The sequence below is a fragment of the Corynebacterium sp. CNJ-954 genome, assembly GCF_001942345.1.
GTDB lineage: Bacteria > Actinomycetota > Actinomycetes > Mycobacteriales > Mycobacteriaceae > Corynebacterium.
This window is the reverse complement of the sequence record NZ_MKKI01000017.1, coordinates 1-24,266: the sequence shown is the minus strand read 5'-3', so window position 1 is coordinate 24,266 and position 24,266 is coordinate 1. Positions and strand designations below refer to the sequence as shown.

21 protein-coding genes and 2 pseudogenes are annotated in these 24,266 nt (G+C 59.8%); 8 read left to right on the top strand and 15 right to left on the bottom strand.

The window, feature by feature from the left end:
- Window positions 1–100 precede the first annotated feature (100 nt).
- From BJF89_RS07545 to BJF89_RS07535, 3 genes are read right to left on the bottom strand one after another with little or no spacing between them, the layout of a single operon-like run.
- Window positions 101–370: a hypothetical protein gene (locus BJF89_RS07545; protein ID WP_075813720.1), complete on the bottom strand. Its 270-nt coding sequence runs from the start codon at window positions 368–370 to the stop codon at window positions 101–103.
- Window positions 352–1,347: a hypothetical protein gene (locus tag BJF89_RS07540; RefSeq protein ID WP_139311931.1), complete on the bottom strand. Its 996-nt coding sequence runs from the start codon at window positions 1,345–1,347 to the stop codon at window positions 352–354. The genes BJF89_RS07545 and BJF89_RS07540 overlap by 19 nt, the downstream gene beginning before the upstream one ends.
- Window positions 1,348–1,364: 17 nt before the next feature.
- On the bottom strand, window positions 1,365–1,799 hold the full coding sequence (locus BJF89_RS07535; RefSeq protein WP_075813716.1) for a LexA family transcriptional regulator: 435 nt from the start codon (window positions 1,797–1,799) through the stop codon (window positions 1,365–1,367).
- 161 nt (window positions 1,800–1,960) lie between these two features.
- Here BJF89_RS07535 and BJF89_RS07530 point away from each other — a divergent pair, with 161 nt between their 5' ends.
- From BJF89_RS07530 to BJF89_RS07515, 4 genes are all read left to right on the top strand, one after another.
- Window positions 1,961–2,524, top strand: a complete 564-nt coding sequence (locus BJF89_RS07530) for a MerR family transcriptional regulator (RefSeq protein WP_075813714.1) — start codon at window positions 1,961–1,963, stop codon at window positions 2,522–2,524.
- Window positions 2,525–2,661: 137 nt separating this feature from the next.
- Window positions 2,662–3,057, top strand: a complete 396-nt coding sequence (gene mihF / locus BJF89_RS07525) for an integration host factor, actinobacterial type (RefSeq protein WP_187344685.1) — start codon at window positions 2,662–2,664, stop codon at window positions 3,055–3,057.
- Between the two features lie 885 nt (window positions 3,058–3,942).
- Window positions 3,943–4,959, top strand: coding sequence for a tryptophan--tRNA ligase (gene trpS / locus BJF89_RS07520; protein ID WP_075813712.1), 1,017 nt, complete (start codon window positions 3,943–3,945; stop codon window positions 4,957–4,959).
- A gap of 60 nt (window positions 4,960–5,019) precedes the next feature.
- A complete protein-coding gene (locus BJF89_RS07515; RefSeq protein ID WP_075813710.1) occupies window positions 5,020–5,550 on the top strand; it encodes a GNAT family N-acetyltransferase in 531 nt (176 codons plus the stop codon).
- Between the two features lie 247 nt (window positions 5,551–5,797).
- Here the strand turns inward: BJF89_RS07515 and BJF89_RS07510 are convergent, their stop codons facing one another.
- Window positions 5,798–6,331, bottom strand: a complete 534-nt coding sequence (locus BJF89_RS07510) for a hypothetical protein (protein ID WP_075813708.1) — start codon at window positions 6,329–6,331, stop codon at window positions 5,798–5,800.
- Between the two features lie 248 nt (window positions 6,332–6,579).
- Between BJF89_RS07510 and BJF89_RS07505 the strand changes: the two genes are divergently transcribed.
- Window positions 6,580–7,251 (top strand): recombinase family protein, encoded by a 672-nt coding sequence (locus BJF89_RS07505; RefSeq protein WP_222843814.1) that lies wholly within the window; start codon window positions 6,580–6,582, stop codon window positions 7,249–7,251.
- Between the two features lie 611 nt (window positions 7,252–7,862).
- On the opposite strand, the pseudogene BJF89_RS18175 reads toward BJF89_RS07505, so the two are convergent.
- The 3 genes and pseudogenes from BJF89_RS18175 to BJF89_RS07490 form a co-directional block, all read right to left on the bottom strand.
- Window positions 7,863–9,061, bottom strand: a pseudogene (locus BJF89_RS18175) (YbhN family protein).
- A 98-nt stretch (window positions 9,062–9,159) separates the two neighbouring features.
- On the bottom strand, window positions 9,160–9,372 hold the full coding sequence (locus tag BJF89_RS18500; RefSeq protein WP_139311930.1) for a hypothetical protein: 213 nt from the start codon (window positions 9,370–9,372) through the stop codon (window positions 9,160–9,162).
- A gap of 204 nt (window positions 9,373–9,576) precedes the next feature.
- Window positions 9,577–10,313: pseudogene (locus tag BJF89_RS07490) on the bottom strand (IS6 family transposase).
- Window positions 10,314–10,523: 210 nt separating this feature from the next.
- Here BJF89_RS07490 and BJF89_RS07485 point away from each other — a divergent pair.
- The 3 genes from BJF89_RS07485 to BJF89_RS19105 all read left to right on the top strand — a co-directional run bounded on the left by BJF89_RS07485 (window position 10,524) and on the right by BJF89_RS19105 (window position 13,277).
- Window positions 10,524–11,414, top strand: a complete 891-nt coding sequence (locus tag BJF89_RS07485) for a phosphatase PAP2 family protein (RefSeq protein WP_255372523.1) — start codon at window positions 10,524–10,526, stop codon at window positions 11,412–11,414.
- A gap of 255 nt (window positions 11,415–11,669) precedes the next feature.
- The gene (locus BJF89_RS07480) at window positions 11,670–12,743 is read left to right on the top strand and encodes a YdcF family protein (RefSeq protein ID WP_075813702.1); all 1,074 of its coding nucleotides are present in this window, start codon (window positions 11,670–11,672) and stop codon (window positions 12,741–12,743) included.
- Between the two features lie 318 nt (window positions 12,744–13,061).
- Window positions 13,062–13,277 carry a hypothetical protein gene (locus tag BJF89_RS19105; protein ID WP_222843813.1) on the top strand — a complete coding sequence of 72 codons (216 nt, stop codon included), beginning with the start codon at window positions 13,062–13,064 and terminating at the stop codon, window positions 13,275–13,277.
- 407 nt (window positions 13,278–13,684) lie between these two features.
- Here the strand turns inward: BJF89_RS19105 and BJF89_RS07470 are convergent, their stop codons facing one another.
- The 8 genes from BJF89_RS07470 to BJF89_RS07435 all read right to left on the bottom strand — a co-directional run.
- Window positions 13,685–14,305, bottom strand: a complete 621-nt coding sequence (locus BJF89_RS07470) for a hypothetical protein (protein WP_075813700.1) — start codon at window positions 14,303–14,305, stop codon at window positions 13,685–13,687.
- A gap of 34 nt (window positions 14,306–14,339) precedes the next feature.
- Window positions 14,340–15,470 carry a YbjN domain-containing protein gene (locus tag BJF89_RS07465; RefSeq protein WP_075813698.1) on the bottom strand — a complete coding sequence of 377 codons (1,131 nt, stop codon included), beginning with the start codon at window positions 15,468–15,470 and terminating at the stop codon, window positions 14,340–14,342.
- 78 nt (window positions 15,471–15,548) lie between these two features.
- The gene (locus tag BJF89_RS07460; protein WP_075813696.1) at window positions 15,549–16,520 is read right to left on the bottom strand and encodes a hypothetical protein; all 972 of its coding nucleotides are present in this window, start codon (window positions 16,518–16,520) and stop codon (window positions 15,549–15,551) included.
- Window positions 16,513–17,382, bottom strand: a complete 870-nt coding sequence (locus BJF89_RS07455) for a hypothetical protein (RefSeq protein ID WP_075813694.1) — start codon at window positions 17,380–17,382, stop codon at window positions 16,513–16,515. The genes BJF89_RS07460 and BJF89_RS07455 overlap by 8 nt, the downstream gene beginning before the upstream one ends.
- 71 nt (window positions 17,383–17,453) lie before the next feature.
- A complete protein-coding gene (locus BJF89_RS07450; RefSeq protein ID WP_075813692.1) occupies window positions 17,454–18,641 on the bottom strand; it encodes a hypothetical protein in 1,188 nt (395 codons plus the stop codon).
- A complete protein-coding gene (locus BJF89_RS07445) occupies window positions 18,608–21,583 on the bottom strand; it encodes an ALF repeat-containing protein (RefSeq protein ID WP_075813690.1) in 2,976 nt (991 codons plus the stop codon). The genes BJF89_RS07450 and BJF89_RS07445 overlap by 34 nt, the downstream gene beginning before the upstream one ends.
- A gap of 45 nt (window positions 21,584–21,628) precedes the next feature.
- Window positions 21,629–22,630: an AbfB domain-containing protein gene (locus tag BJF89_RS07440; RefSeq protein ID WP_075813688.1), complete on the bottom strand. Its 1,002-nt coding sequence runs from the start codon at window positions 22,628–22,630 to the stop codon at window positions 21,629–21,631.
- Window positions 22,631–22,897: 267 nt separating this feature from the next.
- Window positions 22,898–24,266, bottom strand: a 1,369-nt coding sequence (locus tag BJF89_RS07435) for an LGFP repeat-containing protein (RefSeq protein ID WP_369803668.1), incomplete at its 5' end; no start/stop codon positions are given.

Below are 24,266 nucleotides of genomic sequence, written 5' to 3'. Positions count from 1 at the left end.
GCAATCGAACCCGGATGCAGTGATCGTGGCCAAGGCCTTCACAGGCGCTTAAACCAGGGCCGAGAGGTCAGATAGCCCTGTCGAGATCGGTTTCCCGACGCTACCAACACCACTTTGCAACAACACCCGCCGAGGTTCCAATCGTCACCGCCTCGACCGGCAGGGAGTCCAGTACCGCATCCAAGGCTGAACGGTCCTCGCGCGCATCGGCGAACAGATCCAACTGCCCGGTGTCCTCGATCAGCCCCGTGGCCAGGATCTCCACCCGCGAATACGCCACGCCTTCGAGGATATGCGGCACAGCTGCCCGCGCCGCTGCCGCGATCTGACGGGTCGACGAGGTCGGTGACATCATCCCCGTGGTGCGCATCGCCTGGTGTGTGATCTCATCATGATTCCCGGTGCCACCCCAGCGGTGATCATCGCCGCCTTCATTCCTTGTGCGCGCAACCGCTGGGACAAGGGGTGTGCTGCAGCGGTCAGCGCTGCAGCGACATCCTCAGCCCCGGTGGCCCTGGTACCCATCAGGCGGGAGAACACCATCGCCTTCGGAGCATCGGTGGGAGAGTCATCGAAGTCAATGACTGGGGTACCGGCCAGCTCATGGGCGCTCTGCGCCAAGGGGAGAGCATGGAAACGGCGCAACCAGGCCGGATCGCAGCGTTTCAGATCCCCGCCGGTAGCCACACCGGCAGCACGCAGACGCTCCGACAACCGGCGGCCAACACCCCAGACCTCGTCGACCGGCAGCTTGTCGAGCACCGCATTCACCTGGTTCTCGCTCCACTCGGCGAGGTTGCACACCCCGCCGAAAGGCTGGTGGTCTTTGGCCCTGGTGGATGCGATCTTCGCCAACGTCTTCGGGGTCCCCAACCCCACCGTGACGGGTAGACCTAGACACTGGGCGATGTCGGCCTGAATCGTGCGGGCCACGTTGGTGGCGTTGTCGCGGGGGAGGATGATGAAGGCCTCATCAATGCTGTAGGGATGCATCCACGCGGCATACTCCGCCAGCAGGGATATCATTTTCTCCGACATCGAGCCGTAGAGCTCGTAGTTCGAGGACAAGGCAACCACATCGGCCATGTCCGGGCGATCACGCAGTTGAAACCAGGGCGTACCCATGGCGATGCCGCGGTCTTTAGCTTCCTGGCTCCGCGCGATCACGCATCCGTCATTGTTGGACAACACCACCGTGACGCGAGGCGAGCGTAACTGGGGGTTGAATACCCGCTCGCAGGAGACGTACATGCTGCGAACATCGACCAGGCCCACCAGCTGTCCAGGGCGCGGCAGGGAGGGCCCATCAAAGGCGGTGTAGCGGTCTGGATCTATTGCGGCGCGCACAAGGGTCTCCCAGGGTCCTACCGTGTGTGCGTGTGGCGTAGGTGGTGCAGGCAGGTGGTGACCACACCCCAGATCTCTGCATCCTCGCGACCCGACAGGACAATATCGTCGAAATCCGGGTTCGCTGGCTTGAGGACCGCAGGAGGTCCGGGACGATAAGTCTTGACGGTGAACTCACCGTCGATCAGGGCCACGACCACATCGCCGTTTCGGGCAGTCAGGGAACGATCCACGATCAGCTCGTCACCATCGTCGATGCCCCGCCCGGTCATCGAATCACCAGCAACACGCACCAGGAAGGTGGCTGCGGGATGGTCGATGAGCTGCGCGCTCAAGTCGACTCCCGATTCGTCGTAGTCTTGTGCCGGGCTGGGAAAACCAGCGGGCACCGCGTCGGTGGCAACCGCGATCGGGTACTGATCACCGGGGACAATACGAACGGGTGTAGACATGATCAAAGTAGAACACACGTTTGCATGAGTGGACAACAGCGTAGGACGGGGACGCCTGCCTGAGGATCGGTGGGCTACCGGGTAGGGCGGTGGTGCACTAGCCTGGGTGAGGTAAATGACAGCCACGTCATCACCCTTGGGGAAGAAGGGCACGCGAGACCATGACTACAACTGATATTGCAGCCGAACAGCCGGTGCAGGGCGCATTGTTCGACGTTGAGACAGATCACATCGGCCACGCTGATCCGCAGGTCGGCTACCGCGGGCCTACGGTGTGCCAGATCGCGCACATCACCTACCGACAGTTGGACTACTGGACACGTACTGATCTGGTGGCTGCCAGCGTGACCGCCGCGGCCGGGTCCGGCTCGCAGCGTCTCTACTCGTTCCGGGACATTCTGCTGATCAAGATCATCAAGTCCCTGCTCGACGCGGGGATCTCGCTGCAGAACGTGCGTAAAGCACTGACCCACCTGACTGACAGGGGGGTGGCCGATCTGTCCGGCCTGACCCTGATGTCCGACGGCACCACGGTCTATGAGTGCACATCGGCCGATGAGATCGTGGACCTACTCGCCGGAGGCCAGGGCGTGTTCGGGGTGGCTGTACCCGGACTGGTCACTGAGCTGAACGGTACTATCACCGCGTTTGCCTCCCAACGATCCCATAGCCCGGCATCGTTCGATGAACTGGCCGCCCGACGGGCCGCCAAAGCAACTGCGTGACGAGAGCGTCAGGGGTGGGTAAAGAACTCGGTTTCACCGCCTACCGGTGACCTGATAGTGGTATCTTGACTGCTCAACAGCAGGTTCCAGGCATCTGGTGACCTCCCCCTGGTTAGCTGAAAGCGTGTGATCATCTCATGGCCTCCAGTCTTCCCACCCCCACCCCGCAACAGCGTGCCACGGCGCTGCAGAAGGCAGCCGAGACTCGCGCAAAGCGCGCGGAGTTCACTGCCCGGTTGCGCACCGGGGAGACCAGTGGTTCCGCTGGGCTGGATGAAGCGTTGGGTGATGAGGTGTTGGCGAAGACGCGGCTGACCAGCTTCCTGCGCGCGTTGCCGGGGTGGGGAAAGGTCAGTATCCAGGACTTCCTGGAGCTACTGGTATCGCCGAGAACCGGCGGCTGGGTGGGTTGGGTACCCGCCAGCTCGACGAGGTGCGCCGGGCCGTGGCTGGATAGCAGGGCGCGCAAGAGCAGTCCGCCACTGCGGTTTTCATGGCGTGGAGGCGGGCACAAGCTGGCTGTTTGTGCCTGAAACAGCAGGTCAGGGCGATTCGGCCTGTTGACATCCCGACGGTGTTCTTGTAATCTTCCGATTGTGAGCGACAGACACATCCTCCTCCACTGGTATGTCTCCTCCGCTCATTGAAAAGAGGCCGCCGGTGCTGGAACACCGACGACCCCTCGGATCTACACTGTGCCTCTAGTTAAAGAGCACCTCGTAGACCCATCGAGCCAGGACCCTCAGTCCAAGCGCCGTAGCGAACCGCCCAAGGTTTCTCGCTACGGTGCTTTTCTTTTTGTCCTGACCCGTCGTGGACATGTGCTGATCGCCCATGTGAACCACCTCCGGGATCTAGGTGACGGAAAACATGCCCTGCGGTTGCGCGTGGAGTAGACGCCTGTACCCGCATGTCCACATGCCCGGTTCCCGCACGCAGGCGGACTCCGAGCCAGGCGGGGAGTCACTGCGCACAATCCCAGGGAGCGCTCCAGGCCACGTCGTTCACTGCTAGGCAGTGTTCTGTGCGAGACCTCTCTGCACGCTCGGAAGTCAGAATATCACCGGGGTGTTCTGACACCGGTGAGCCTGCAGCATATGCCCCATGACATGCAGGAACCAGCTATGTTCCTGTCATCTTGTGCCGCAGCCACACCCCTCCCAGGCTGATGCTCTCATCGGTCAGCGTTCAGCAGAACGCACCCCGGGGCGATGGGCAGTGCTGATCGTCTGATGCAGCACATCTGGTGTGACCGGTTCACCACTGGCTGCTCTGCTGAGCAGCGTCAGCAGGTCGATGATGTCAGTGTCACGCTGTCGCAGTGCCGTGTCATCGAAGCCATGTGTGCCGTTACCTGCCCTGATCGTCGCAGAAAGAGCTACTTTGCAATAGCACCTGTTCAACTACAGTTGTTGCGCATGAGTGATGGAGCACAGATCAAGCGCGTCCTGTCCGGCATCCAACCTACGGCGGACTCCTACCAGCTCGGGAATTACCTGGGTGCGGTCAAGCAGTGGATTGAGCTGCAGGACGGCTACGACGCCTTCTACTTCATCCCCAACCTGCATGCGATCACGGTGGACCAGGATCCTGTCCAGTTGCGTGAGCGGATTTTGGTTGGTGTGGCGCAGCTGTTGGCGCTGGGGATCGACCCGGAGAAGTCCACGATCTTCGTGCAGTCCCAGGTACCGCAGCATGCCGAGCTGGCGTGGGTTCTGACCTGCCTCACCGGTTTCGGTGAGGCGTCGCGGATGACGCAGTTCAAGGACAAGTCGGCCAAGCGTGGTGCGGAGCGGACCTCTGCGGGTCTGTTCATGTACCCGATGCTCATGGCGGCGGATATCCTGCTCTACCGTCCGCAGTTGGTGCCGGTGGGTGAGGACCAGCGCCAGCACCTGGAGTTGACCCGCAACCTGGCTGAGCGCTTCAACGCCCGTTTCGGCGAGACGTTCGTGGTGCCCGACGGGTTCATCCCGCAGGGCGCGGCGAAGATCTACGATCTACAGGATCCGACATCGAAGATGAGCAAGTCCGGGGACAACCCGAAGGGCATCGTGAACCTGTTGGACGAACCGAAGACGTCGGCGAAGCGGATCAAGTCGGCGGTGACGGACAACGACGGTGAGATCCGGTACGACCGGGAGGAGAAGCCGGGTGTGTCGAACCTGTTGGTGATTCAGTCTGCTCTGACCGGACGTAGCGTGGATGAGATCGTGGCCGACTACCAGGCGGCCGGGGCGCAGTACGGTGCGTTGAAGGTGGACACCGCGGATGCGCTGCAGGCCTTCACCACCCCGCTGAAGGCCCGGTACGACGAGTACATGGCCGATCCGGCGGAGCTGAAGCGGATCCTGGACCGCGGTGCCGAGAAAGCGTCGGTCGTTGCGGAGTCTGTGGTCGCCGACGTGTACGAGAAGATGGGACTGCTGCGGTAGGGCACCTCAAGTATGAGTCATGTTGCGGGTCATTGTGACGGTCGGGCTTTACTGGGTGATATGGGCGAGAATCCGGACCAACAATGTTCTTTGAAAGCAACACCGATTACGCAGGGCGATGTGCTGCTGATGCCGTTGCGCGGTGATGATGCTGACGCGATGCTTACGGTGTTGCAGGATCGTGAGCTGTATGTATTCACCGGTGGTGAGCCACCGAGTATTGACGAGTTACGCCGCACGTACGCTGGTCAGGTGGACGGGGTATCGCCTGATGGGTCGCAGTTGTGGTTGAACTGGATCGTTCGCGTGTCGGGAGAACCGGCTGGGTACGTGCAGGCAACAGTTGTTCCCCAGGACGACCCGAGGGTTGCGGAACTAGCGTGGGTTATCGGGGTCCGATTCCAGGGTCGGGGCCTGGCCACACGTAGTGCACAATTGATGTGCACGTGGTTGAAAGACCATGGGGTTAGCCACTTCACGGCCTCGATCCACCCAGACCATGTGGCTTCTGCTGCTATCGCAGCCCGGCTGGGGCTGCGCAGTTCAGGCTTGACGACCGACGAGGGCGAGACTATCTGGTGGACGCCGTAGCGCTGAGCCTGCCGACGCCACCCCAGCTTTGCAACAGCACCCTCGACAGTACGTTGAGTGGAGCCTACTTCTTCTTGAACATAGCCTCTTTGAGGCCTTTACCCTGCAAAGACGGATCTCTACGCATCCGGGTGATAAGCCCAAAAGCGTAGCCTATGGTGCCACCGGCTACGACCAGGATGAACGTGATAAATGCTGACATTGAACTCCAACCTCCTACCGCTCTTCTAGCCGGATATCGTCACTTCTAGCAGTGGGACCCAACCCAGGTCCAGAAGAAGCCCTCGCCCAGTGTTGCCAGAGCAGCAACGGCTGGGTTAACCGCTGCAAGAGCTAGCACCGCAGCCCACGAGCCTGCATGGACGGTGCCCACGGCAGAAACGACGTACGGGCAGATGTCTTTCTTGGAGAACTTCAGGTTCACAGCTGAGATCTCCGAGGTCGCGTCAGCCGGAGGATTGTCAAGGGCGTCCTGCAGTGACGTAGCTGCATCCTCGAAGCTAGTGGTTCGAGTTGACCCGTCAGGCAAGGTGGTTGTGAGTAGCCCCGTGTCGTTGTTCAGGGTGGCGGTGATTGCGCCATAACCCTGAATGTCGAGGGTCTGTTCGGTGGTGCCATGCTGGGAACCGCCAAGTGCTGCGGGGAGTGTTTCCTGTTGATCGGCAGTTGCTGTCGGTGGTGCGATCAAGGATTCTTGAGCGCTGGCGAGACCGATTCCAGTCAGGCCGATGGAGACTGCTGCGACAACTGCGGTGAAACGTGTCCGGATGCTCACTGACATGATGACCTCATTCCCAAAGGAGTGTTGTGCGGGGTGAGTAGTCTCGGTAAGGACTACCTATCATTCAGATAACCCTCTTAATTGACTACTGTCAAACGCACACGTGTGATTCTGGTCACATTGAGGCGCGTCGAAACATGTAAAGTAGGGCGTACTGGCCTGACACTTTTCCTGGACACCGTTCTTCCTGTAAAATGAGGCCTTAGATTCCCGATTTTGACAGTAGTGTCGCCACCCCTAGGAGAGTCTTGACAGATCGTGAGCGAATCCCGCCTCGGGTCGGCGGTGGCCGGGTGTATGGCTATGCCCGGGTGTCGTCAGCGGATCAGAATCTTGAGCGTCAACGAGAAGTGCTCCACAATGTTGATCTTCTCGTCGAGGAGAAAGCCTCAGGTGCGGGGTCCCGGCGTGAGCGCGCGGAGCTGTCAACGTTGCTGCGGTATATCTACCCGGGGGACACATTGCGGGTGAAGTCGATTGATCGGCTTGCGCGCACAACGGTGGAACTGTTGGCCATCGTTGATGAGCTTGCCGATCGTGGTGTGAAGGTCGAGTTCATTGATACTCCGCAGTTGAATGTGACCAGCAAGGAGGGCAGGGCGATGCTGACCATCTTTGCTGCTTTCGCGCAGTTGGAGCGCGAGGGCATCAAAGAACGTCAGCGTGAGGGAATTGAGGTCGCGAAGAAGGCCGGGAAGTATCGTAAGCAGGCGCGGTTGACGATGGGGGATGTCGCCCGGGCCCGTCAGCTCGTAGCCACTGGTGTCCCTAAAGCCAGGATCGCTAGGGAGCTGGGCGTGTCGCGGCCTACCCTCTACGATGCGCTGGCTGGACGCGGGGTGTACGCCGACGGGGGCAGCAAAGACACTGCCGATAGTGAGATCCCGAGGGGTGAGGGTTCCCCGTCAGGGCAGCAGTGACCCTGCAGCGGTGATCAGATCACCGATGAGTCCTGCCAGTGCTGAGAAAAGATAGCCCTCGCTGGTTGATCATGGGCAAAGAAAAAGGTCCAGGGAAAACCCCGGACCCAACAAGCGAAAGACTAGACCCGTGCCCTGTACCACCATTTGCCATCCGCGTGCTTCACGCATCCGCGAACGATGTTGTAGCCATGGAGCTTCATCCAGTTTGCATTGCCTTTACACTCCCATCCGTAGCGGAAAGGTCCGACGTAGAACGGAGCGGCCTTAGTGGTGATAGGCGCCTCTACGAGTGATCCAACGATGGGGGATGTCGATGAAGAAGAGGGCTCTGGGATAGAGGCATTCGCCGGAGCGCAGCCGAGTGCAAGTGCGACCAGGCCAGCCATGATCGCCGGAACTGCCTTTGATTTCGTAGCCATGAAATTCCTTTACTTACGGGCCGCAGGGCCGCCTGTGGGGTTGCTGTGAACCATAACAGATCGCTGTCTAAAGTGTGGGTAGTCAGCGGCCATCGTCCGTCAAATACCCCCGAATGGGCAGCTACGGCATGCACTCCTACCGTGACTCCTTACCCCTCATGGACACCAGTGCGCCCCAGCGGTCTAAGACTACGTAGACCCTTCACCCTCTGAGCGGGGGCGCTTCTGGTTCGAGCGAATATCGATCTGATCCTCAATCATCCGATCTTGCTTTCGGGAACTGCCATTGTTCCCACTGCGTTCCTCGGAAATATCTGCGGATTTCGGAGCCTGCCAAGAAATTATGTTCTCCGGATGTCCTTCATTCTCCTTCGGAACAGCGAAGGACCACAGGAATACCAGCCAGCCAACTATAGTGAGCAGAGCGAAGCTCACCATCCTGAAAACAATCACGGATGCGACTGACTCGCCGGAACTCAATCCCGCAAAACCTACGAGCATTGTGGTGAGGGTAATGTCGACTGTCCCCAATCCTCCGGGGGTGACTGGAGCTTGACCGACTAGCTTGGCGCCAATAAAAGCAAGATAGCCCCAGAAACGTTCGGTTCCGCGCCTATGGCGAGAATGCACAGAAAAAGACAGACTATCTCAAGTATCCAGTTGAGAAGCGAAAAGAAAATTGCATATATGAGGCTTCTAGCTGGGAGGTCAACTGTCCGTAGCTGATCGGAGAAACCTCGGATTTCATCATGATACCTGTCGGCCGGTTTTCTTCTCTTTCGATTGAACCACGACATTCCGGCCATCAGGAAAGATTGTACCTTTATTGGGTTTCTGCCCACCCATCTGACCGCTAGTAAAAGTGCTACTAGCGCCAGTAGGGAAAGGGACAAGGAAAAAACATGAACCTTCGCCTGAAGGAAGAACATGGCTCCGAGTCCTAGAAGTGCCATGCTGGCCCCTGACAGGACACCAGAGATGACTAGGTACCAGCTAGCGACAACGGCAGTGGCCCCCCACTTCATTTGTTCGCGGAAAATCATCGCTGCCGAGATCGCTGGGCCTCCTGGGAACGACGATGACCACGCATTGGCGGAGAGCCCGAGAGCATTCGCGCTCGTGCGTTTCACCGGTACCCCCGCTGAGCGGAGCAGGCCGACCATAACCTCCGATTGGGCGATCATAGATAATCCCATGGCTGTGACAGCAGCGATAATGTACCAGTTATTTGCTTGGAGAAGCGCCCTCCATCCATCCTCGAGAAAGTGGTAATGGTCACGGGCGAGAAAAATTACAGCACCAATGACGATGAGTGCCAGCAAGGCTCGAACCCGAAAGTCCTTCAACCAGCGCAGGATGACTGCCCAGCGTTGTGGTGGGTCGCTCATAAGACTGTCTTCGGTCATGAGCGAGGCTCCTGTCTTCCAGTGTGTATCTTGCGAGTATTCCGGTATTTCCTACATCTTCTTCCACCCCCTGGGGCTGGCTATGTAGTCGGTGCTGCGGCATACACCGTGTTACGGGTGACCTGAGCTGCAAGGGCGATCCTTCGGCGAGGCACGCCAAGGGCCACCGCTGCGCGAATCAGATGATCACGGCGCCCACGAAGATCGGTAAGGCGCTGTTCAGCCACGCTGACCTCCTCGGCAATCGCCTCGAGATCACCGAGCACCTTCGCTTGATCATCCATGTTGAACATCCTCCGTGGCTGTAGATCTGTTGGCATCCTACTGCACTGCGGAGTGTGTTGTCTATCTACTGCACATGCTATCCCGGTGTGCATGTGCACTAGGTCCACATTCATCCGTTCGGAAGTTGCTTTGAACAGGTGCTGTTGCAATCTGGGGTGATGGTGTCGGAAAGCTGATCACGCCAGGAGTTCCCGACCCCGCGTGCTGGTATCTCAGGCGCCGGCGAAGGCCTTGGCGACGATCACCGCATCCGGGTTCGGACACCCGAAGGCGAACACCCGGCCTTGTCCTTTGCGTAGCGCGTGCATCGCCTCCATGCCCTGCAGTGTCCGGTAGGCCGACACCGGGTTCTTGAACCCGCCGCCTTTGGGGCCCAGGATCCTCTTCAACCTGCCATGATCGCTCTCGATCACATTGTTCAGGTACTTCACCTGTCGGTGTTGCACTGTCGTCGACAGCTTCTTCTTGTCGATCAGCGCTGCGATCGCCGCGGCGTAGGTTGGTGCTTTGTCGGTGCAGATCACCCGAGGCCCACGGGGGCACTCACCGTTGCGACTGCGGTGACCAGCGCTGCGCAGTGCTTTTCCCAGAAACCTCGTTGCTGCGGCCGTGTTACGGCGGGTGGACATGGAGAAGTCCAGGGTCCGGCCGTCTGCGGTGACTGCCCGGTAGAGGTAGCACCATTTCCCACCGACCCGGATGTAGGTCTCATCCACCCTCCATGAATCCGCGAACCAGGGCGGGGTTTGGCGGTACCAGCGGGTTCTTTTGTCCAGTTCGGGGCCGTACTTCTGCACCCAGCGGTGAGAATCGTGGTGTGATCCACCGCTGCGCCGCGCTCGGTGATCATCTCCTCGAGATCGCGGTAGGACACCCCATAGCGGCAGTACCACCGAACCGCCCACAGGATCACGTCTTGAGGGAAGTGGCGACCGGAGAAGATGCCTATACTGCCCGAGTATGGCCTCCCCATCACCATTTTGCAACAGCACCCATCAGTAGTGCCATAGCCTCACGGTGTCGGTGAGGCGTACTTGCTAACGGAGTTAGTAGATTCCCTCTGTAGTTGTGGTCACGGGGAGCCACTACGCTGGTCATCTCATCGCTACCATACTTTGCCCCGGGCCGGTATGGGGCATAGGAGACGAGAGGAGAAGGGATGAAGAGTAGGATCGACCAGTTCGACGACCGAGCCGTAGAGATGAATCCTGTACCAGGACGACGCTGGTGGATCCTGTTGACAGTCTGCCTCGGGTTGCTGGTCGTTGTTTACGCACTCGCTGTGCTGACCACGACTGGTCAGGCGTTGGAAAACGCTGCGCTTCGGGGAGCAGACCAAGCCCCAAGTGCCGAATCCGACGGCGCCTGGTCCGCGTTAGATCAGATCACTGTATGGACGCTAGGTATCGCAACAGCGCTGGTCGGACTGATCGGTTTCCTACGCCGCAAAGTCGTTCTAGCAGTGGTGGCGGTCGCTGTAATCGTCGGCGGGCAGTTGGTTACCCAGGTGTTGAAACGCTTCGTGCTACCACGACCTGACCTGGTCGAGGTCGCTGGTCACTACGCACACAACTCGTTTCCCAGCGGCCACACAACGATTGCAATGACCGTACTTGTCGCCGTTCTTTTGGTCGTGCCGTATCGGTGGCGTGGTATTGCAATGCTAGTGGTCATGACCTGGGCGGCGGGGATTGGCGCGTACACGACCACCGCGAAGTGGCACCGCTTCTCCGATACTCTGGCCGCAGATCTGGTCGCCCTGATCTGCGGCTCGATCGCTGCCCTGATCCTGCTTCGCAGAGGAACTATAGGCACCACCAGCTCACGGCCTAAGGCGCGAGTTGTCTATGTCGTTGCGATGGTGTTCTTGGGGACGACTACCCTTACCCTGGGGACTTTTCTGGGGGCGTGGGCCGGTATGCAGGATCTACGCGACCCCGACGTCGAGTGGGTCTCATACCTCGCGGCGAACAGCTTAGCCACTGGGTGCTCCGTACTAGCCGGTCTCGCATACTGGGCTAGTTGGCGGCGTCTAGAGGTACGGATATGATTTTCGTCGGACAACCTGCCCCGATTGCCGGCGACGCGGTCGGGGAGTGCCGTGCTGACAACACTTCTCCTGCCAGTCTTCACCCTGGTGACGGCGCGTGTCGAACGCGGTGATAGGGCCCTCATCGAGATCGCAGATCTGGCCGTTGAACTACGGTTGGCAACGCGCTCACCAGTGGGATGCTGACAGTTCGTGAACCGCGCAGAGTCAACAAGAGACAAACTCAATCCTTCTAGCTTCGTACGAGGAGTTCACATGACCGCACCACCGGTTGTCTTAGCCGTCATCATCGCTTTGGGGATCGTGCTCCTGGGCGCGGGCATCACTGGTCTGATTCGGGACGGGCGCCGCATCGCCACACCTGTCTACCTGGCGATGGGACTGGGGCTAACAGCTCTCGGCGTGGGCATGGCGTTCGCCAACCAAGGGCACCCGGGGCCCCTGATCGTCATCGGGCTCACCGTGACAGTAGTGTTCTTGCTGGGCATCCTCGTCGGCTATCCATTGCTGGTGGTCTTCCTCCTGTACTCGGGTGCCACCGTCCTGCGTAAAGAAAGCCGTTCACTCGGCAATGCGCTGGCGCTCATCGCCGGCGTGGGCCTCCTGTTCCTGCCAACCACGCTGGGGATGCTGGCGCCCGCGGAGACGGTCCGCACCGATCCCGGCTATATGGCCAGGTATGCAACACACCTGTCAGCCACACTGGTCGTGCTCTACTTCGGCTTCGCCTTCGCGGCCTTCACTGCCGCATCACTGTTCTACCGGTGGCGGCCGATCCGCAAGGCGCCGGAGGCTGTGATTGTCCTGGGGGCCGGTTTGATCAATGGCAACGTCACGCCACTGCTCGGCGCCAGGCTAGACCGGGGGCTGGCCGTCCAGCAGCAGTTTCACGGCACACCGGCGATCATTGTCAGTGGCGGACAAGGGCCGGACGAGCCCCGGCCCGAAGGTGCAGCGATGCGTGACTACCTCATCGAACAGGGAGCCGACCCGGCCACCGTGATCGCCGAAACCGAGTCGCGTAACACCGAGGAGAACCTCCGGTTCTCCCGGCAACTCCTCACGGACCCCTCCTCGCCGGTGGTCGTGGCTACGAGTAGCTACCATGTCTTCCGGGCCGCACTGCTGACCCGGACTCTGGAGATGAACGCGCATGCTGTCGGTGCGCCCACTGCCTGGTACTACTTCACCAGTGCCGTGATCCGCGAGTTCGTGGGAGTGATCCGCGACCGACTCTGGTTCACCGTCCTCAGTATCTTCGTGCTCATTATCCTGGCAGTAGCCTTCACTCTTGTCATCGTGCCCGCGATCGGCCCCGAGATGAACTAAATCGACCCACTTGTCGTCACGAGTGGCCTTTACAGCGTCGTACATCTATATCACCTGTCTTCGCCTCAATTAGTGGTAAGACCGCGACTTCTATATCTGTCCGGCTATGGTTACCTGTTGGCCGAAGCTATGGCCGCTTCGGAAGAGCTGAGCCGGTCCATGATGAGCGTCGGAGGTGGCGGCTTGTCGTCCTAGCCGGGGCATACTCGAGCTGCGGTATCGCAGTTCGGTGGTTGGTCACACCGACGGGTCTGATGCATGGATAGGTGACATCTGATCTGGCTTACCCTGACTGGGCAGCCTGGAAGGATGATCCCCATGACCAAGCCCTACCCCCAAGAGTTCAGTGACGACGTTGTCCGCGTCGCACGTAACCGGCAACCCGGTGTGCCGATCGCCAAGATCGCCTCGGATTTCGGGGTGCACCCGATGGTGCTGCGGAGGCGTGTGGGCACCGGAGAACATGACCGAACTCCTCTCAAGCCCAGTGCAGAAAACCGCGACACAGAGTCATCAAGATTCCACGCCATATAGCGATCACATTCACAATCATGCTGGCGGCGAACTTCTTGCGTGCTCGTCGAGACGCGCACTAGGCCTACAAGTCCCATAGGAGCCCTCTATATTGTTCGAAAATCGTGTTCGTATAAGTGATTGAAGCCTACCAGAAAACGAACGGGTTTATGAACATTTTCTCCTGGGAGTATGAAAAATCGCTCTTCTGGCCGCAGTTGTTCATGAAACGATCGTTTTGCGAACACTGCGACTAGACGATCTTCCGCAAGCCTGGGCCTGATCCCAGGCTAGTTGTCTCTACGAAAAGGTCTATGCAAAAAGCCACTGGGTTTGCTACATGGATTGTTGAAGTTTGATCTGGCTCGAACTGACTGGGCGGCAGAGAAGGATGATCCCAGGGCCCAAGCCCTACCTCCAGGAGTCAGCTAAGAGGATACATTCCACAGCCAGATGCCAAATGGGTCACTGTCGCTCGGACCATCGATCGTTGTCCAGATTGCAGCTTCCTCTGGCGTGAGTCCCAGAGCCTCAACACCTGTAGCCGGGATCTGCTCCCCCCACCTCTCCTGTAGCCACTTCCTGTATGGCGCAAGTGCTTCATTGGTACCGTAGCGGTCTTCATCGTCTTCGAACTCAGGTGGTTCGCCCCATTCGTCCGGACTACCGGGGATGAGGTAGCCGATCGCGAGTAGGCGCAGCACCGACATAGCCGAAGGGAACGTCGCCCACAGAGTGGATCCAGATCCGGATCCCTGGTGGACGATCTGTTGATGTCCGTCCTCGTCGAGCCAGAGACTAATTACCGAGCCGTCTCCACCGGCTGAAATGACAGGGAAGGTCCGGTCAGGGTAGTTCTCAGGCCACGGCGTCCTGTTGCCGACTTCGAGGTAGATGCTGTGCGGCCCCTCATCATCGGGGTCGATGATGTCCCCGCTCCAGGGCCGGGCGAAGCCCTGCTCCTCGACCCAGTCTGCGAGGGTGAGGAATTCTTCGGGCATGGTGAAGTGATCGGGCATGCCGGTGGTGATGTCGTCACGGAAAGTCATGGCTCAGAGGTTTCGTACCGTGGTGGGTGGGAGGTTAGGGCTCGTTGTATCCATTGGTGATGTCATCGGCTAGCCCCATCATGCAGTCGGCGACCAGCTCGCAGGTCTGCGACATCGTGACCGTGAGCTGGCGATCGGTCATGCCTGCTCCGACGAACTGGTGAAGGGCGTAGATCACCGAGGTTGATCCGTCAGTGTTGCGGTGCACCACTGCCACGGCCCCAGCCCGGTTGGTCGACCATCTCCATGTCAGAGGAAGTAGGAAGCCGGGGTCTTCCGGATCGGCGAGCATGACCTCGGCGCTGGAGGACACGGTGAGCACGTCACCGTTGACACTGATGTTGATGTCGGGATCACCCCACGTGATACGCAGGACGCCATCATCGTCGACCGGGGAGAGCTGTCCGCTGCGGGAGGCAAAATCCTTGGCGATGCGCTGCGTGGTCACCGCAGAGGTGTCCCCGGCGAGAAAACCGAAAGGATTCCCATCGGTGATGAATTGCTCGGCCATCGCCTCGGTGGCCGAAACACCGCGGTCCTCACCAGATAAACCGACCCCATTTGGTTCCGGTGTGGTGTCCGGAGTCAGGCGGGGAACATTCTGCCACTTTTCCTCCAAGCACTGGCTAAGATTCGTCGCTGCGCCTATCACACTGCGGAGGAAGTGATCCAGCTGAGCGACCGTATGACCCTGCCACCAGGTCATTACAATCTGGCCGCGGATACGTGTGTGGTCCGCACTGTCCTGGTAGGAAAACACCCGTGGGGCGGTGAACTGATCGTTCCACTCGTTGAGCACACGCTGGACACTGAGGGGGTCCCAGTCGTCGAGCACACCGTCGAATTCCATCACCACGTTGTGCGTCAGGGGTTCGTTCGCCGATCCGGATACCTCGATGCGCATATCCAGAGCGCCGAGGTCGAGATCCTGGAGGCCGATGGCTGGGCAGTGCAGCCATACGGTGGAGCCGGTATTCACCGTTGTTAGTCCGGCTCCGGCGGCGACGAGTTGCACAGCGTTGGCGGCGAGTGGGGCCTCGATGTCGCCCGGAGTGACACTGGTACTGGTACGTGACGTGTCGTCGGGGGTGTCCCTCTGTGGTGTCGATGTTGTGTCGTCATGCTTCTGCCGTTGCACGCGATTCTTCTTTCCGAAACTGAACATGAAACTCCTTAAACGTGAAAAGATACAATATGGTGAGAGCGAGCAGGAAAAATCCCCACCAGAATCGGTATTGAATATCTACCTTGACCTGATGATGTCGGGTCCGACACCGATCATCCGTTGATAATGCTTAAAATCAACCCGAGGCACAGCGGTGAAACGGGGTTCATTCTCGAACCACATGGTGGCGAGAAGACCGCGATCAGAGTAGAAGTCCTTGTCGAACGGCCGGATCCCGAAATCAGCGCAAATCATCTCCATCTCGCGGAAGCCGAAAATGTTCCAAATATCAGGGCCCACGATCGGTTCTTCTTCGATATCGTCAAAACTATCGGGCAGCTCGGAAATGAAGTCCTCAGAATCAATTTCTATATCGTCGTAGTTTTCTGGTTTTAGGAACCGAAACCCATCTTTCGAGCGTGCAGGATGCGTTGCCCCATCGCGGGCGTGCTCATGGTGTCCTAATATAAAATCTAGACCATGATATACTCCCCGGGAAATTCGCACATTATCCTTTATGCAAATATGGCAGTTTCCGATAGATGAAAAATGTTCCTGCGGGGAGAAGTAGGAATCTGCTATGATATCAAGTTCCTCGCGGGGGTGGGCCCTAGGCTTGGCGTGTATCTCAATGTATGAAATCTCTGATTCGCCCGACGAACCCTGTTCTTCGTTGACGTACTGAATGAACGATTGCATCATAGGTAAGACGGCTGTGCCAGGAAGAGAATTTGATGTAAAAACGGCTGTCCATGGTGAATCTGTTTCGCAGAAAAGATGGCGATCCCGAATTATATTCTGCGGCAGAAGCAATCCGGGAAGGTCTTCTCGGCGAGCATCGACCCACGATAGATCAGCCGTAACCTGTTGCCGGTTGAACTGGACATACATTTCATCTTGGACATCCTCGGCCCACTGGCGTAGCCAATTGGAATAGTGCTCCTCGATTAGATCAATCGGAGTCTTTAGAAAAGTCACCTCGTGGGTGATAGGGGCCAACGAATCAGGGCACCACTGATTGAATTCTTCTTGTGTAATGAAGTCACCCACGGTAGCCGGTCTCCTCTCGCCAGTCGGGCATGTACTTGTCACGATATTTGGCATAAATGCCCGGATCGTATTCTTTCTGCGGGGGAACCCCAGTACACAGAGTGGTCACCTGTTCGGTGTAGAAGTCCGGGTTGAACATGTCAATATCGAACAGTGTCATCACATCACCGATGTCATCATCTGTGAAACGGGAGATGACCGGGCCTTTTTTCTTGACCATCTTCTCCAGGCCCGGGTAGAAGTACGCTGGATCCTCCTGAGGCCAGTGAAGACACTGCTTCACCTTCGTCCCGCTGGTGATCTCTGTACCGTGCAGATACTCACGCATCTCCTTGCCCGGGGAGAGCCCGGCATGCCCGGTGAGTCGTACGGCGTGGGGTCCTTGACTGCCGTGCATGAAGTCAGCGACGCGCTTCGGGTAGGTTTCCAAGTCACTGGTGTCAGGGTAGCGCTGAACATAAATTGCCAGTGCATCGTCAACCACGGGGGTGCGAACCCCGAGGCGTAACTGCTGCTGGATGTTGTTGGTGTCATCCCTACCCCTCAGTACGACACACCATGCAGGATTGGTTGTCGCCGCTACCAGTGTCGGGGTGCCGAGGTACTGCGCATGAGGGTCGTCGGTGAACTCTTTCTCCCCGGTGCGCATCAGCAGTGCCCACTGATCAATCGGTGCGGCGGTGTCGTACTGGCGCACCCCGCCCAGCTCGCCGGTGTGGCCACTTAGAGCCCCACCGACGGTGGGCAGAGAGTGCGCGACCTGTTCGACGACGAATTCGTGAGGCGCGCGGACGAACTGCATCGTGTACGACCAGGGCGCGAACACGTCGACCGGGGTGGTGAACCAGCGCGAAGAGACCATGAACCAAGTATGCCTTACTGCCAAGTGGGACCGCGTCAACGGCGCCCGTCGTGGTCGCGTATCTGAAGCTTCTAGAGGGCCATGAGATCGTCCAGGTTAGCCTTGATTACCTCCTGTAGCTCCGCTGGCAGGTCCTTACCTGTCAAATCCACGAGGAAGACCCGGGCCTCAGGGTTAGCATCCAACTGTTGATGTGCATGTCCCAATGCCCTGTTGGAGGAACTGGTGTCATACTCCATCTTCACATTCACCGCGCCATCCCTAGTGGACACGACAATGTCCGGTCGTCCGCGGCTGGCCTCGATGATATCTCCATTGGAATTGACGTTCACATCACGCTGGTTGAGACGAGAAATATAGTTGTTCTTCTCGGCGGCGCGCATTTCATACTGAGCCATCATATTCTGATACTCATCCTGGCCGACCCGACGATTCTTCCCCGTCCTCGTCGACGTCGGACCAATATTGTTGTTAAGAATATTGTTCGGCTTGACGTCATTGAGAAGGTTCGAGTAGCGAACATCAAGAGTGTTGCGCTTCATCTTCTGCTCGAGTGAATCGATTACCCGTTCTAGGTCTGTTCCCTTCGGTAGCGATCGGCCGCCACGATCGGTCGCTATGGCTCCATGGTTCCGAATAGGTGAAACTTTGTCCCATTTCATGAACACATTCAGCTCATCAGGGGTGAATGTGTGAACCGGAACGGACGTGTAGTTGCCCGTGAAAGGCTGAGGCCGCAGGGGACACGACTTGCCGGCGGCCAGCCGGTACTGCGCGGTACCGGACGGTTGTTCTGTCACCGGCGATGTGCGATGAGCGAAGCTGAAGCTCGGGCCACCTGTCTTCTCGTTCGACCAGGACGCGGTACGTGCTCCTGCAAGACAGCGAGACGTCGCACGTTCAATCGAGGCGACACGTTCAGACTTCTTCGCGGTGCGGCTGGTGCGCATCGAGTTCCTGATATCAGGAATCTTGTCGAAGATCCTCCGAATCTTCCCCGAATTCCTGAAGGCCTTGTACCCGACCTGCAGTATTTTTCCTCCTACAAGTCCGCCGATGAGCCATGCGCACGAACCTAGACTGCCGCCGATGCAGTTTTCAAAATCCGTGATACCAACGATGTCTTTGATGATGTCGATACCATTTTGACCGACATGATGCTTCACCGCTTCCCACAGGCCCATGGGTTTACCGGCGGCACCATCATCATCGACTGCCCCTGCGATCAGAGCATCCTGGTACTCGATATACTCCTGCATCTCTTTATCCCACGCCGCCTGATAGGCAGCATCAGCAGCCTGAGCAGCCAGAGTGGCATCCTGACCCGCAGCATCTGCCGACGCTCGTGCTGAGGCTGCTGAACTAGCTGCAGAGTTCGCCGCCGCACGCGCATCAGCAGCATGCCCGGTGGCTGATCAGCATTCGACTCGGCCTGCGCGGCATCAGCCTCAGCGGCACTAGCAGCTTGATGTGCACGTGTCTGCTGTGCTTTCGCGAAATCCAACGACCGCCTGGCGGAAGCAAGATGCTCATTTGCCAAACGAGCAGACTCTTGAGCATGACCTGCATAGTCTGCAGCGGCCTGTGCATACTCACGCGCTCGTGCTGCAGATCCGAGAGCTTGTTCGTGGGCGGCTTGCGCATTCGCCGCGAGCTCAGCAGCGGTATCAGCAGACTGTCGACCGATGTTGAGCATCGCATCGATGTTCTCGTCATGGGAAGCGCGTTGATCATCCATCGCAGCACGCCGGTACTGCTCAATGGTGATGAACTCATTGAGCCCCGCCCGATCGCCGACAACAGCGGCCTCGGCCGCCGCCTTGACCTCAGGTCCTCCGGTCTCCACCAGGTGGTAAGCCTGTTGGATCTGATCAGACCATCGGGCCTTCTGATATCCGCCGTTGATGAATCCGTCTAACGATTCATACGTACCGGTCCGCAGCGCATCATCAGCGGCCTTACGCGTGTTGTCGCCTGCGCTCTCCCGCAGAGCCCATGTCGCTTCTTTCAAGCCTGGAGTGCGAAGTTCAGGCACCTCGTTGTCAATGAAATCGCTGATGGTGTCTTCGTCCGAGTCCACGACGTTGTCTGCGGCATCCCTCACCGCTTCATTGGGGTCGTTAGCCCACCAGTAGCGCACTGTTGCTAACTCGTCATCACTGACAGCTTCAGGGTATCCACTGACAGCGAACTGCTTGAGTGCCTCATCGGTCCCAGCCGATAGGGCAGTACGCGCAGCACCAGCAACAGCAGGTTCACCGACCTGGGCAGCAGCCACGGTTGCTTGCCGCAGCGTGGCAAGATCACCAGAGAAATCGTTGGCATCCGGGGTCTGCCCGTTCTCCGTGGCATCGGCCTGCAGGGGCTCCATCTTTGACTGCAGGTCTTTGAGCTTCGCATCGCGCTCGGCACGCACCGCATCGGCGGAATCCTGAATCGCTCGGGCGTCTTCGGCTTCGCCTCGCAGGAAGTCTTTCTCCGCTTTCGCCCGATCATCAGCCACCGCTCGGGAGATTTCCATCCCGGCCTCGGCGATATCAATGGCCTCATCAGCAGCCTTCGCCGCGGCAGCAGCATCAGCAGCGTGCACCCCGGACATGCGTGCCGCGTAGGCAGCATCACCGGCAAACCGTGCCGCATCTTCGGCAGCAACCGCCGACTTCTTAGCATGCTCAGTCGCCTGCGCTGCGGCCTTTTTAGCCTGGGCGACCAGGTCGGTGATCCGCACCACCAACGTGTCGACCTGATTGGCTGCCGCCCGAGCACGCCCAGCGGCAGCACGAGCACGAGCAGCACCGGCACGTGCTTCTGCTGCCGCGGATTCACTGACCCCGGCAGCACCGGCAGCCTCAGAGGCAGCAGAGGCGGCAGCTTCAGCGTTACCGGCAGCGGCCGAGGCCGCCGCACCGGCAGTACCAGCATGACGTGCAGCGGTATCAGCGTGCTGGTAGGCCTGTTGGGACTTCTCCGCAGCCTGGGCAGCACTGTTGGCATGCTCGGCGGCGATACGTGCCGCGCGAGCATCCCCGGCATTACGCGAGGCATCAGAGGCCCTGGCAGCCGCTGTTGCTGCCGCGGCCCTGGCTTGCGCGGCTGCCGCGGCCGCACGCGCGAGCGCGTCAGCGGTTTGCTGCAGGGCGATGCGGGCTTCCTGGGAGGCTGCGACAGCACTGTCAGCCAGGCGGGCAGCCTGGTTGGCTAGTTGTCCGGCACTGCGTGCCGCGTTACCGGCACGGACCTGAGCATTATCGGCGGCGATGGCTTCATCGCGGGCTTTCTGTGCCGCGAGCCGGGCGTTGTCTGCCGCTCGGGCGGCACTATCGGCCTGTTGGACGGCCAGACTGTTGGCTTCAGAGGCTTTGGCAGCTTCGTTGATCGCCAGTTCCACCAGTTCGGTGGTGTTCATCTTCTCGGCGTCTTGGGACGCGGCGACGAACTGGCCGTAGCGCAGAAATGTCTCGATCGCGGTATCGGTGTTGACCTGCAGTGCTTCGGATGCCCCGGCAGCGACACTGGGAAGCTCGGAGGTGGATAGTTCGTAGACTTCCCGACGTTTGTCATGAGAGATGGCGGTGTCTTGACCGGTGGCGGCGAATTCAGCCAGGGCATCATCGGTGTTGGCTTTCAATGCCGCATCAGCGGCACGCTTGAGTGCCGAGCCTGCCGGTGCTTCAGCAGCATGCCAGGCCGTGGCACGGTCATCCTGGGCCTGCAGTGCCTGCCACCCGGAATCGATGAACTCGGCGATCGCTTCAGTGTTGCCGGCACCGTCATTGGCGTCCAACAGTTCGGTGGCTTTGGCCTGCACCTTCGGCCCGCTGATCGCCGAGATCGTCACCAGGATGGAGCGAAGATCCTGGTTCTGGGCGAGACCCCGCCCGGAGTCTTTGTACGCGGCAAAGTCCTCGGCGGATCCGGCCAGCGCTGCTGCGGCGGCCTGACTCGAGGCCGGGAAGTCGGATCCGAGCATGTCCACAGCGAAGGCTCTGGCATCAGCAGTATCGGTGATATCAAGCTGCTCGGCCGCAGCGGCCTGCGCATCGTCCTGAGCCTGCTGATTCTGCTCGCCTTGGGCCACTGCCAGGGCGCTGGAGGATTCAGCGATCAGAGCGAGCGCCACCACGGTCGACAGGATGATCGGCAGCCACAGACTGACCCGGGTCTTCAATTGGGCCAGCGTGGTGGTGGAGGGGGAGGTCATCAGCTCAGGTGTGCCTGTTCTTGTAGGTGTGCTTGAGGTGTCCGGCTAGTTGCCGGGGAAGGCAGGGAAGGCGAGGGCGGTGTCCACAAACCACGCAGACTCAGCATTCCGGGTCGTCGTGGTTGTCAACGCCCGGTTGGTGGCCGTGCCGGTAGTCAATACCCGGGACTGATCAGCCGCAGAGGCCAGGTACTTGCCCGTCACCGGAGTGGCTGCGTCGGTGGCGCACCACGTCGCTGCCGTGGGGTCCGGGTTGATCGACGCCGCAACACCGTTGCCGGTGGTGGTGTGCAGGTAGGTGTCCGGGTATGCGGCGGATTCCAGGCTGATGCACCCGGAACCATCAAGGGCGCGCACGACTTTGAAGGAGCCGTCCAGTCGGTCGGTGAAGCCGCTGTTGCGGGTCAAGGGCGAGGTGACCACACCGTTCCAGTTGATGCGGGCGACCTGACCGGAAACACGGTTACCCGCAGAGCGCAGGGAAACCACGTTGTCAGCGCTGTCGGTGCCGTCAGCATCCGGGCCGGGGTCCAGGTTCCCGGTGGAGGGGCCGTTGGGGGAGGATACCGGGGCGACCTGCAGTTCCACCACGGTGGACCCACCCCGGTTGACGTCGATGGAGTGCACCTCGCCGGGGGCGATGGTGGCTTGCCAGTAGACAGCGCCGTCGGGGAGTTTGAACGCTACGGACACTGGGCTGGTGAGGTTGTTGATCACGCCGTAGGAGCCGGTGATGTTGACTGCGACCCAGCCAGAGGCGGCGGTGAGTTCGTAGCAGGCGGAGGTGCCGGGCACGTCGAAGGAGTCGATGCGGACCTGGGGGTTGGAGGCAGTGCAGGTTTTTGTTTCCAGCCCACCGTCGCCGGCTTTAGTGGACATCAGTGAGGCACTAGGTGCAGCGAGTGCGGTGCCACCGGTACTCATCGCCAGACCGGTCGCGGCAACCGTGGTGATCGCCGCGAGGATGCCACGTTTGGCTGCGGTGGTGACCCGCGCCGCGGTGGTACTGCGCGCTGGAGAACAGGAGGAGGCGTCGGTGGGGTTCATGGGGGCACAAGTCCTTGGGTGATGTAGATGAGGGCGTGGGTGATGAAGGCGTAGGTGGGGAGTCTGGTGAGCGTACGGGTGCAGATCAGGCGTGGAGGGTGCAGGAGATGTCAGATACGCCCGGTTGGTGGCCCGGTTCAACGCCCTAATCGAGCAAGCTCGAGGCGATGGACGAGGTCCCGGACGAGGTCGTGGACATGGGTGTGATCTGCTGTGCGTGGCGGCAGGAACGCAGCACAGGGGACGGCAGGGTGTGGCTGGGGCCTGTCACAAGGGGGTGTAGGTGGTCTTGGCGCTTGTCGCGCCGTCTCGCAGGTTGGTGGCCAGTTCGGGCCAGACTTGGGCACCGATGTGGTCAGAGACGAACGGGCCGGCGACCTGGGTGGAGCTGGTGTCACCGAAGGCTTCGACGACCAGGCGGATCCAGGTTTTATCCGAGTTGAGGTACGCCGCTTCGTTGACGGTGTCGTCGAAGAGCATCTGGCCGTCGGCTGCAGTGATACCGGTGGGAGCGGTGACGGTGTCGAAGCGGATGTTGAGCTTGCGCCCCGCGCCCTCGGGGTGGCCGGGGTTGGTGGTCAGGGTGATGCCACTATCGGCGATGCGTTCGACGGTGGCTGTACCGCTGCGTCCACCGATCCCGGTGAGGGTGCAACTCGCCCCGGTGGTCAGTTCATCGGGGCAGCCGGTCAGCGGGAAGTAGTCGTCCATGTGTTGGATCAGTTCGCGGTTCATTGCCTCTGGTGCCCAGCGAGGTTGTGCGGCGGTGGTGAACAGGGGGATGGTCTGGCGGTAGCTGGAGTAGCGGGCTTGATCGTAGCGGGCCAGGGCTACTCCGGTGGGTTCGAAGGACTGGATGGCCCCGCCGACGAAGTCCTGTTTGATGCCGCCACCGGCCTGGTAGGGATCAGAGGTGGGGTAGCCGAGCTTGCCGGTTTCCCACCCGTTGTCTTTCCACAGTTCCCGGATCTTTCCGGTGACCTGGTGGGTGCCGTAGGTGGGGTGGAAGTAGATTGAACCGCCCTCGAAGTGGTTGAATCGGCCTGTGCGATCCGGTGGGGTGGCTTCATCGGTGGTGGGGTAGCCCAAAACGCCGGTCTCATGGCCCAGCTCAGCCCACTTGTCGAAGATCAGTCCTTCAATCTGGTGGGCATCGGTGGCTGGTGACCAGTAGATCGAGCCGCCTTCGAAGTGGTTGAATCGGCCTTTGCCGTCCGGTGGGATGATCTCGTCGGTGGTGGGGTACTTCAAACGAGAGTTCTCCCAGCCCAGATCGCGCCACTTGTCACGAATACGTCCGCCGACCTGGCGGGCGACTCCGCCGGAGACGTTGGGGTGCCAGTAGATGGAGGAGGATTTGGCGAAGACCTGGAATTTCCCACCTCTCGCGGCGTTGGATTCGTTGGTGGTGGCGTTACCGAATTTGGCGTGTCCGCCGAGGCGGTGGAAGGTCTGCTCGATTCTTCCTTTGATCCAGTAGCCGTGGAAGACGTCCGCCTGCGCCGGTGGTGTGGGGTTGACCGCCCACGCGGTGGCGGAGATCAGCACGGCGGCGAGCATGGTGTTCAACCCACCTGCGCCGGTGGTGTGGGGTTGACCGCCCACGCGGTGGCGGAGATCAGCACGGCGGCGAGCA

Coding starts and splice junctions, on each gene's coding strand:
- BJF89_RS07545 (WP_075813720.1), bottom strand. CDS start 370: ATGCGCACCACGGGGATGATGTCACCGACCTCGTCGACCCGTCAGATC.
- BJF89_RS07535 (WP_075813716.1), bottom strand. CDS start 1,799: ATGTCTACACCCGTTCGTATTGTCCCCGGTGATCAGTACCCGATCGCG.
- BJF89_RS07530 (WP_075813714.1), top strand. CDS start 1,961: ATGACTACAACTGATATTGCAGCCGAACAGCCGGTGCAGGGCGCATTG.
- mihF (WP_187344685.1), top strand. CDS start 2,662: ATGGCCTCCAGTCTTCCCACCCCCACCCCGCAACAGCGTGCCACGGCG.
- trpS (WP_075813712.1), top strand. CDS start 3,943: ATGAGTGATGGAGCACAGATCAAGCGCGTCCTGTCCGGCATCCAACCT.
- BJF89_RS07515 (WP_075813710.1), top strand. CDS start 5,020: ATGGGCGAGAATCCGGACCAACAATGTTCTTTGAAAGCAACACCGATT.
- BJF89_RS07510 (WP_075813708.1), bottom strand. CDS start 6,331: ATGTCAGTGAGCATCCGGACACGTTTCACCGCAGTTGTCGCAGCAGTC.
- BJF89_RS18500 (WP_139311930.1), bottom strand. CDS start 9,372: ATGTTCAACATGGATGATCAAGCGAAGGTGCTCGGTGATCTCGAGGCG.
- BJF89_RS07485 (WP_255372523.1), top strand. CDS start 10,524: ATGAAGAGTAGGATCGACCAGTTCGACGACCGAGCCGTAGAGATGAAT.
- BJF89_RS07480 (WP_075813702.1), top strand. CDS start 11,670: ATGACCGCACCACCGGTTGTCTTAGCCGTCATCATCGCTTTGGGGATC.
- BJF89_RS19105 (WP_222843813.1), top strand. CDS start 13,062: ATGACCAAGCCCTACCCCCAAGAGTTCAGTGACGACGTTGTCCGCGTC.
- BJF89_RS07470 (WP_075813700.1), bottom strand. CDS start 14,305: ATGACTTTCCGTGACGACATCACCACCGGCATGCCCGATCACTTCACC.
- BJF89_RS07465 (WP_075813698.1), bottom strand. CDS start 15,470: ATGTTCAGTTTCGGAAAGAAGAATCGCGTGCAACGGCAGAAGCATGAC.
- BJF89_RS07455 (WP_075813694.1), bottom strand. CDS start 17,382: ATGGTCTCTTCGCGCTGGTTCACCACCCCGGTCGACGTGTTCGCGCCC.
- BJF89_RS07450 (WP_075813692.1), bottom strand. CDS start 18,641: ATGCAGGAGTATATCGAGTACCAGGATGCTCTGATCGCAGGGGCAGTC.
- BJF89_RS07445 (WP_075813690.1), bottom strand. CDS start 21,583: ATGACCTCCCCCTCCACCACCACGCTGGCCCAATTGAAGACCCGGGTC.
- BJF89_RS07440 (WP_075813688.1), bottom strand. CDS start 22,630: ATGAACCCCACCGACGCCTCCTCCTGTTCTCCAGCGCGCAGTACCACC.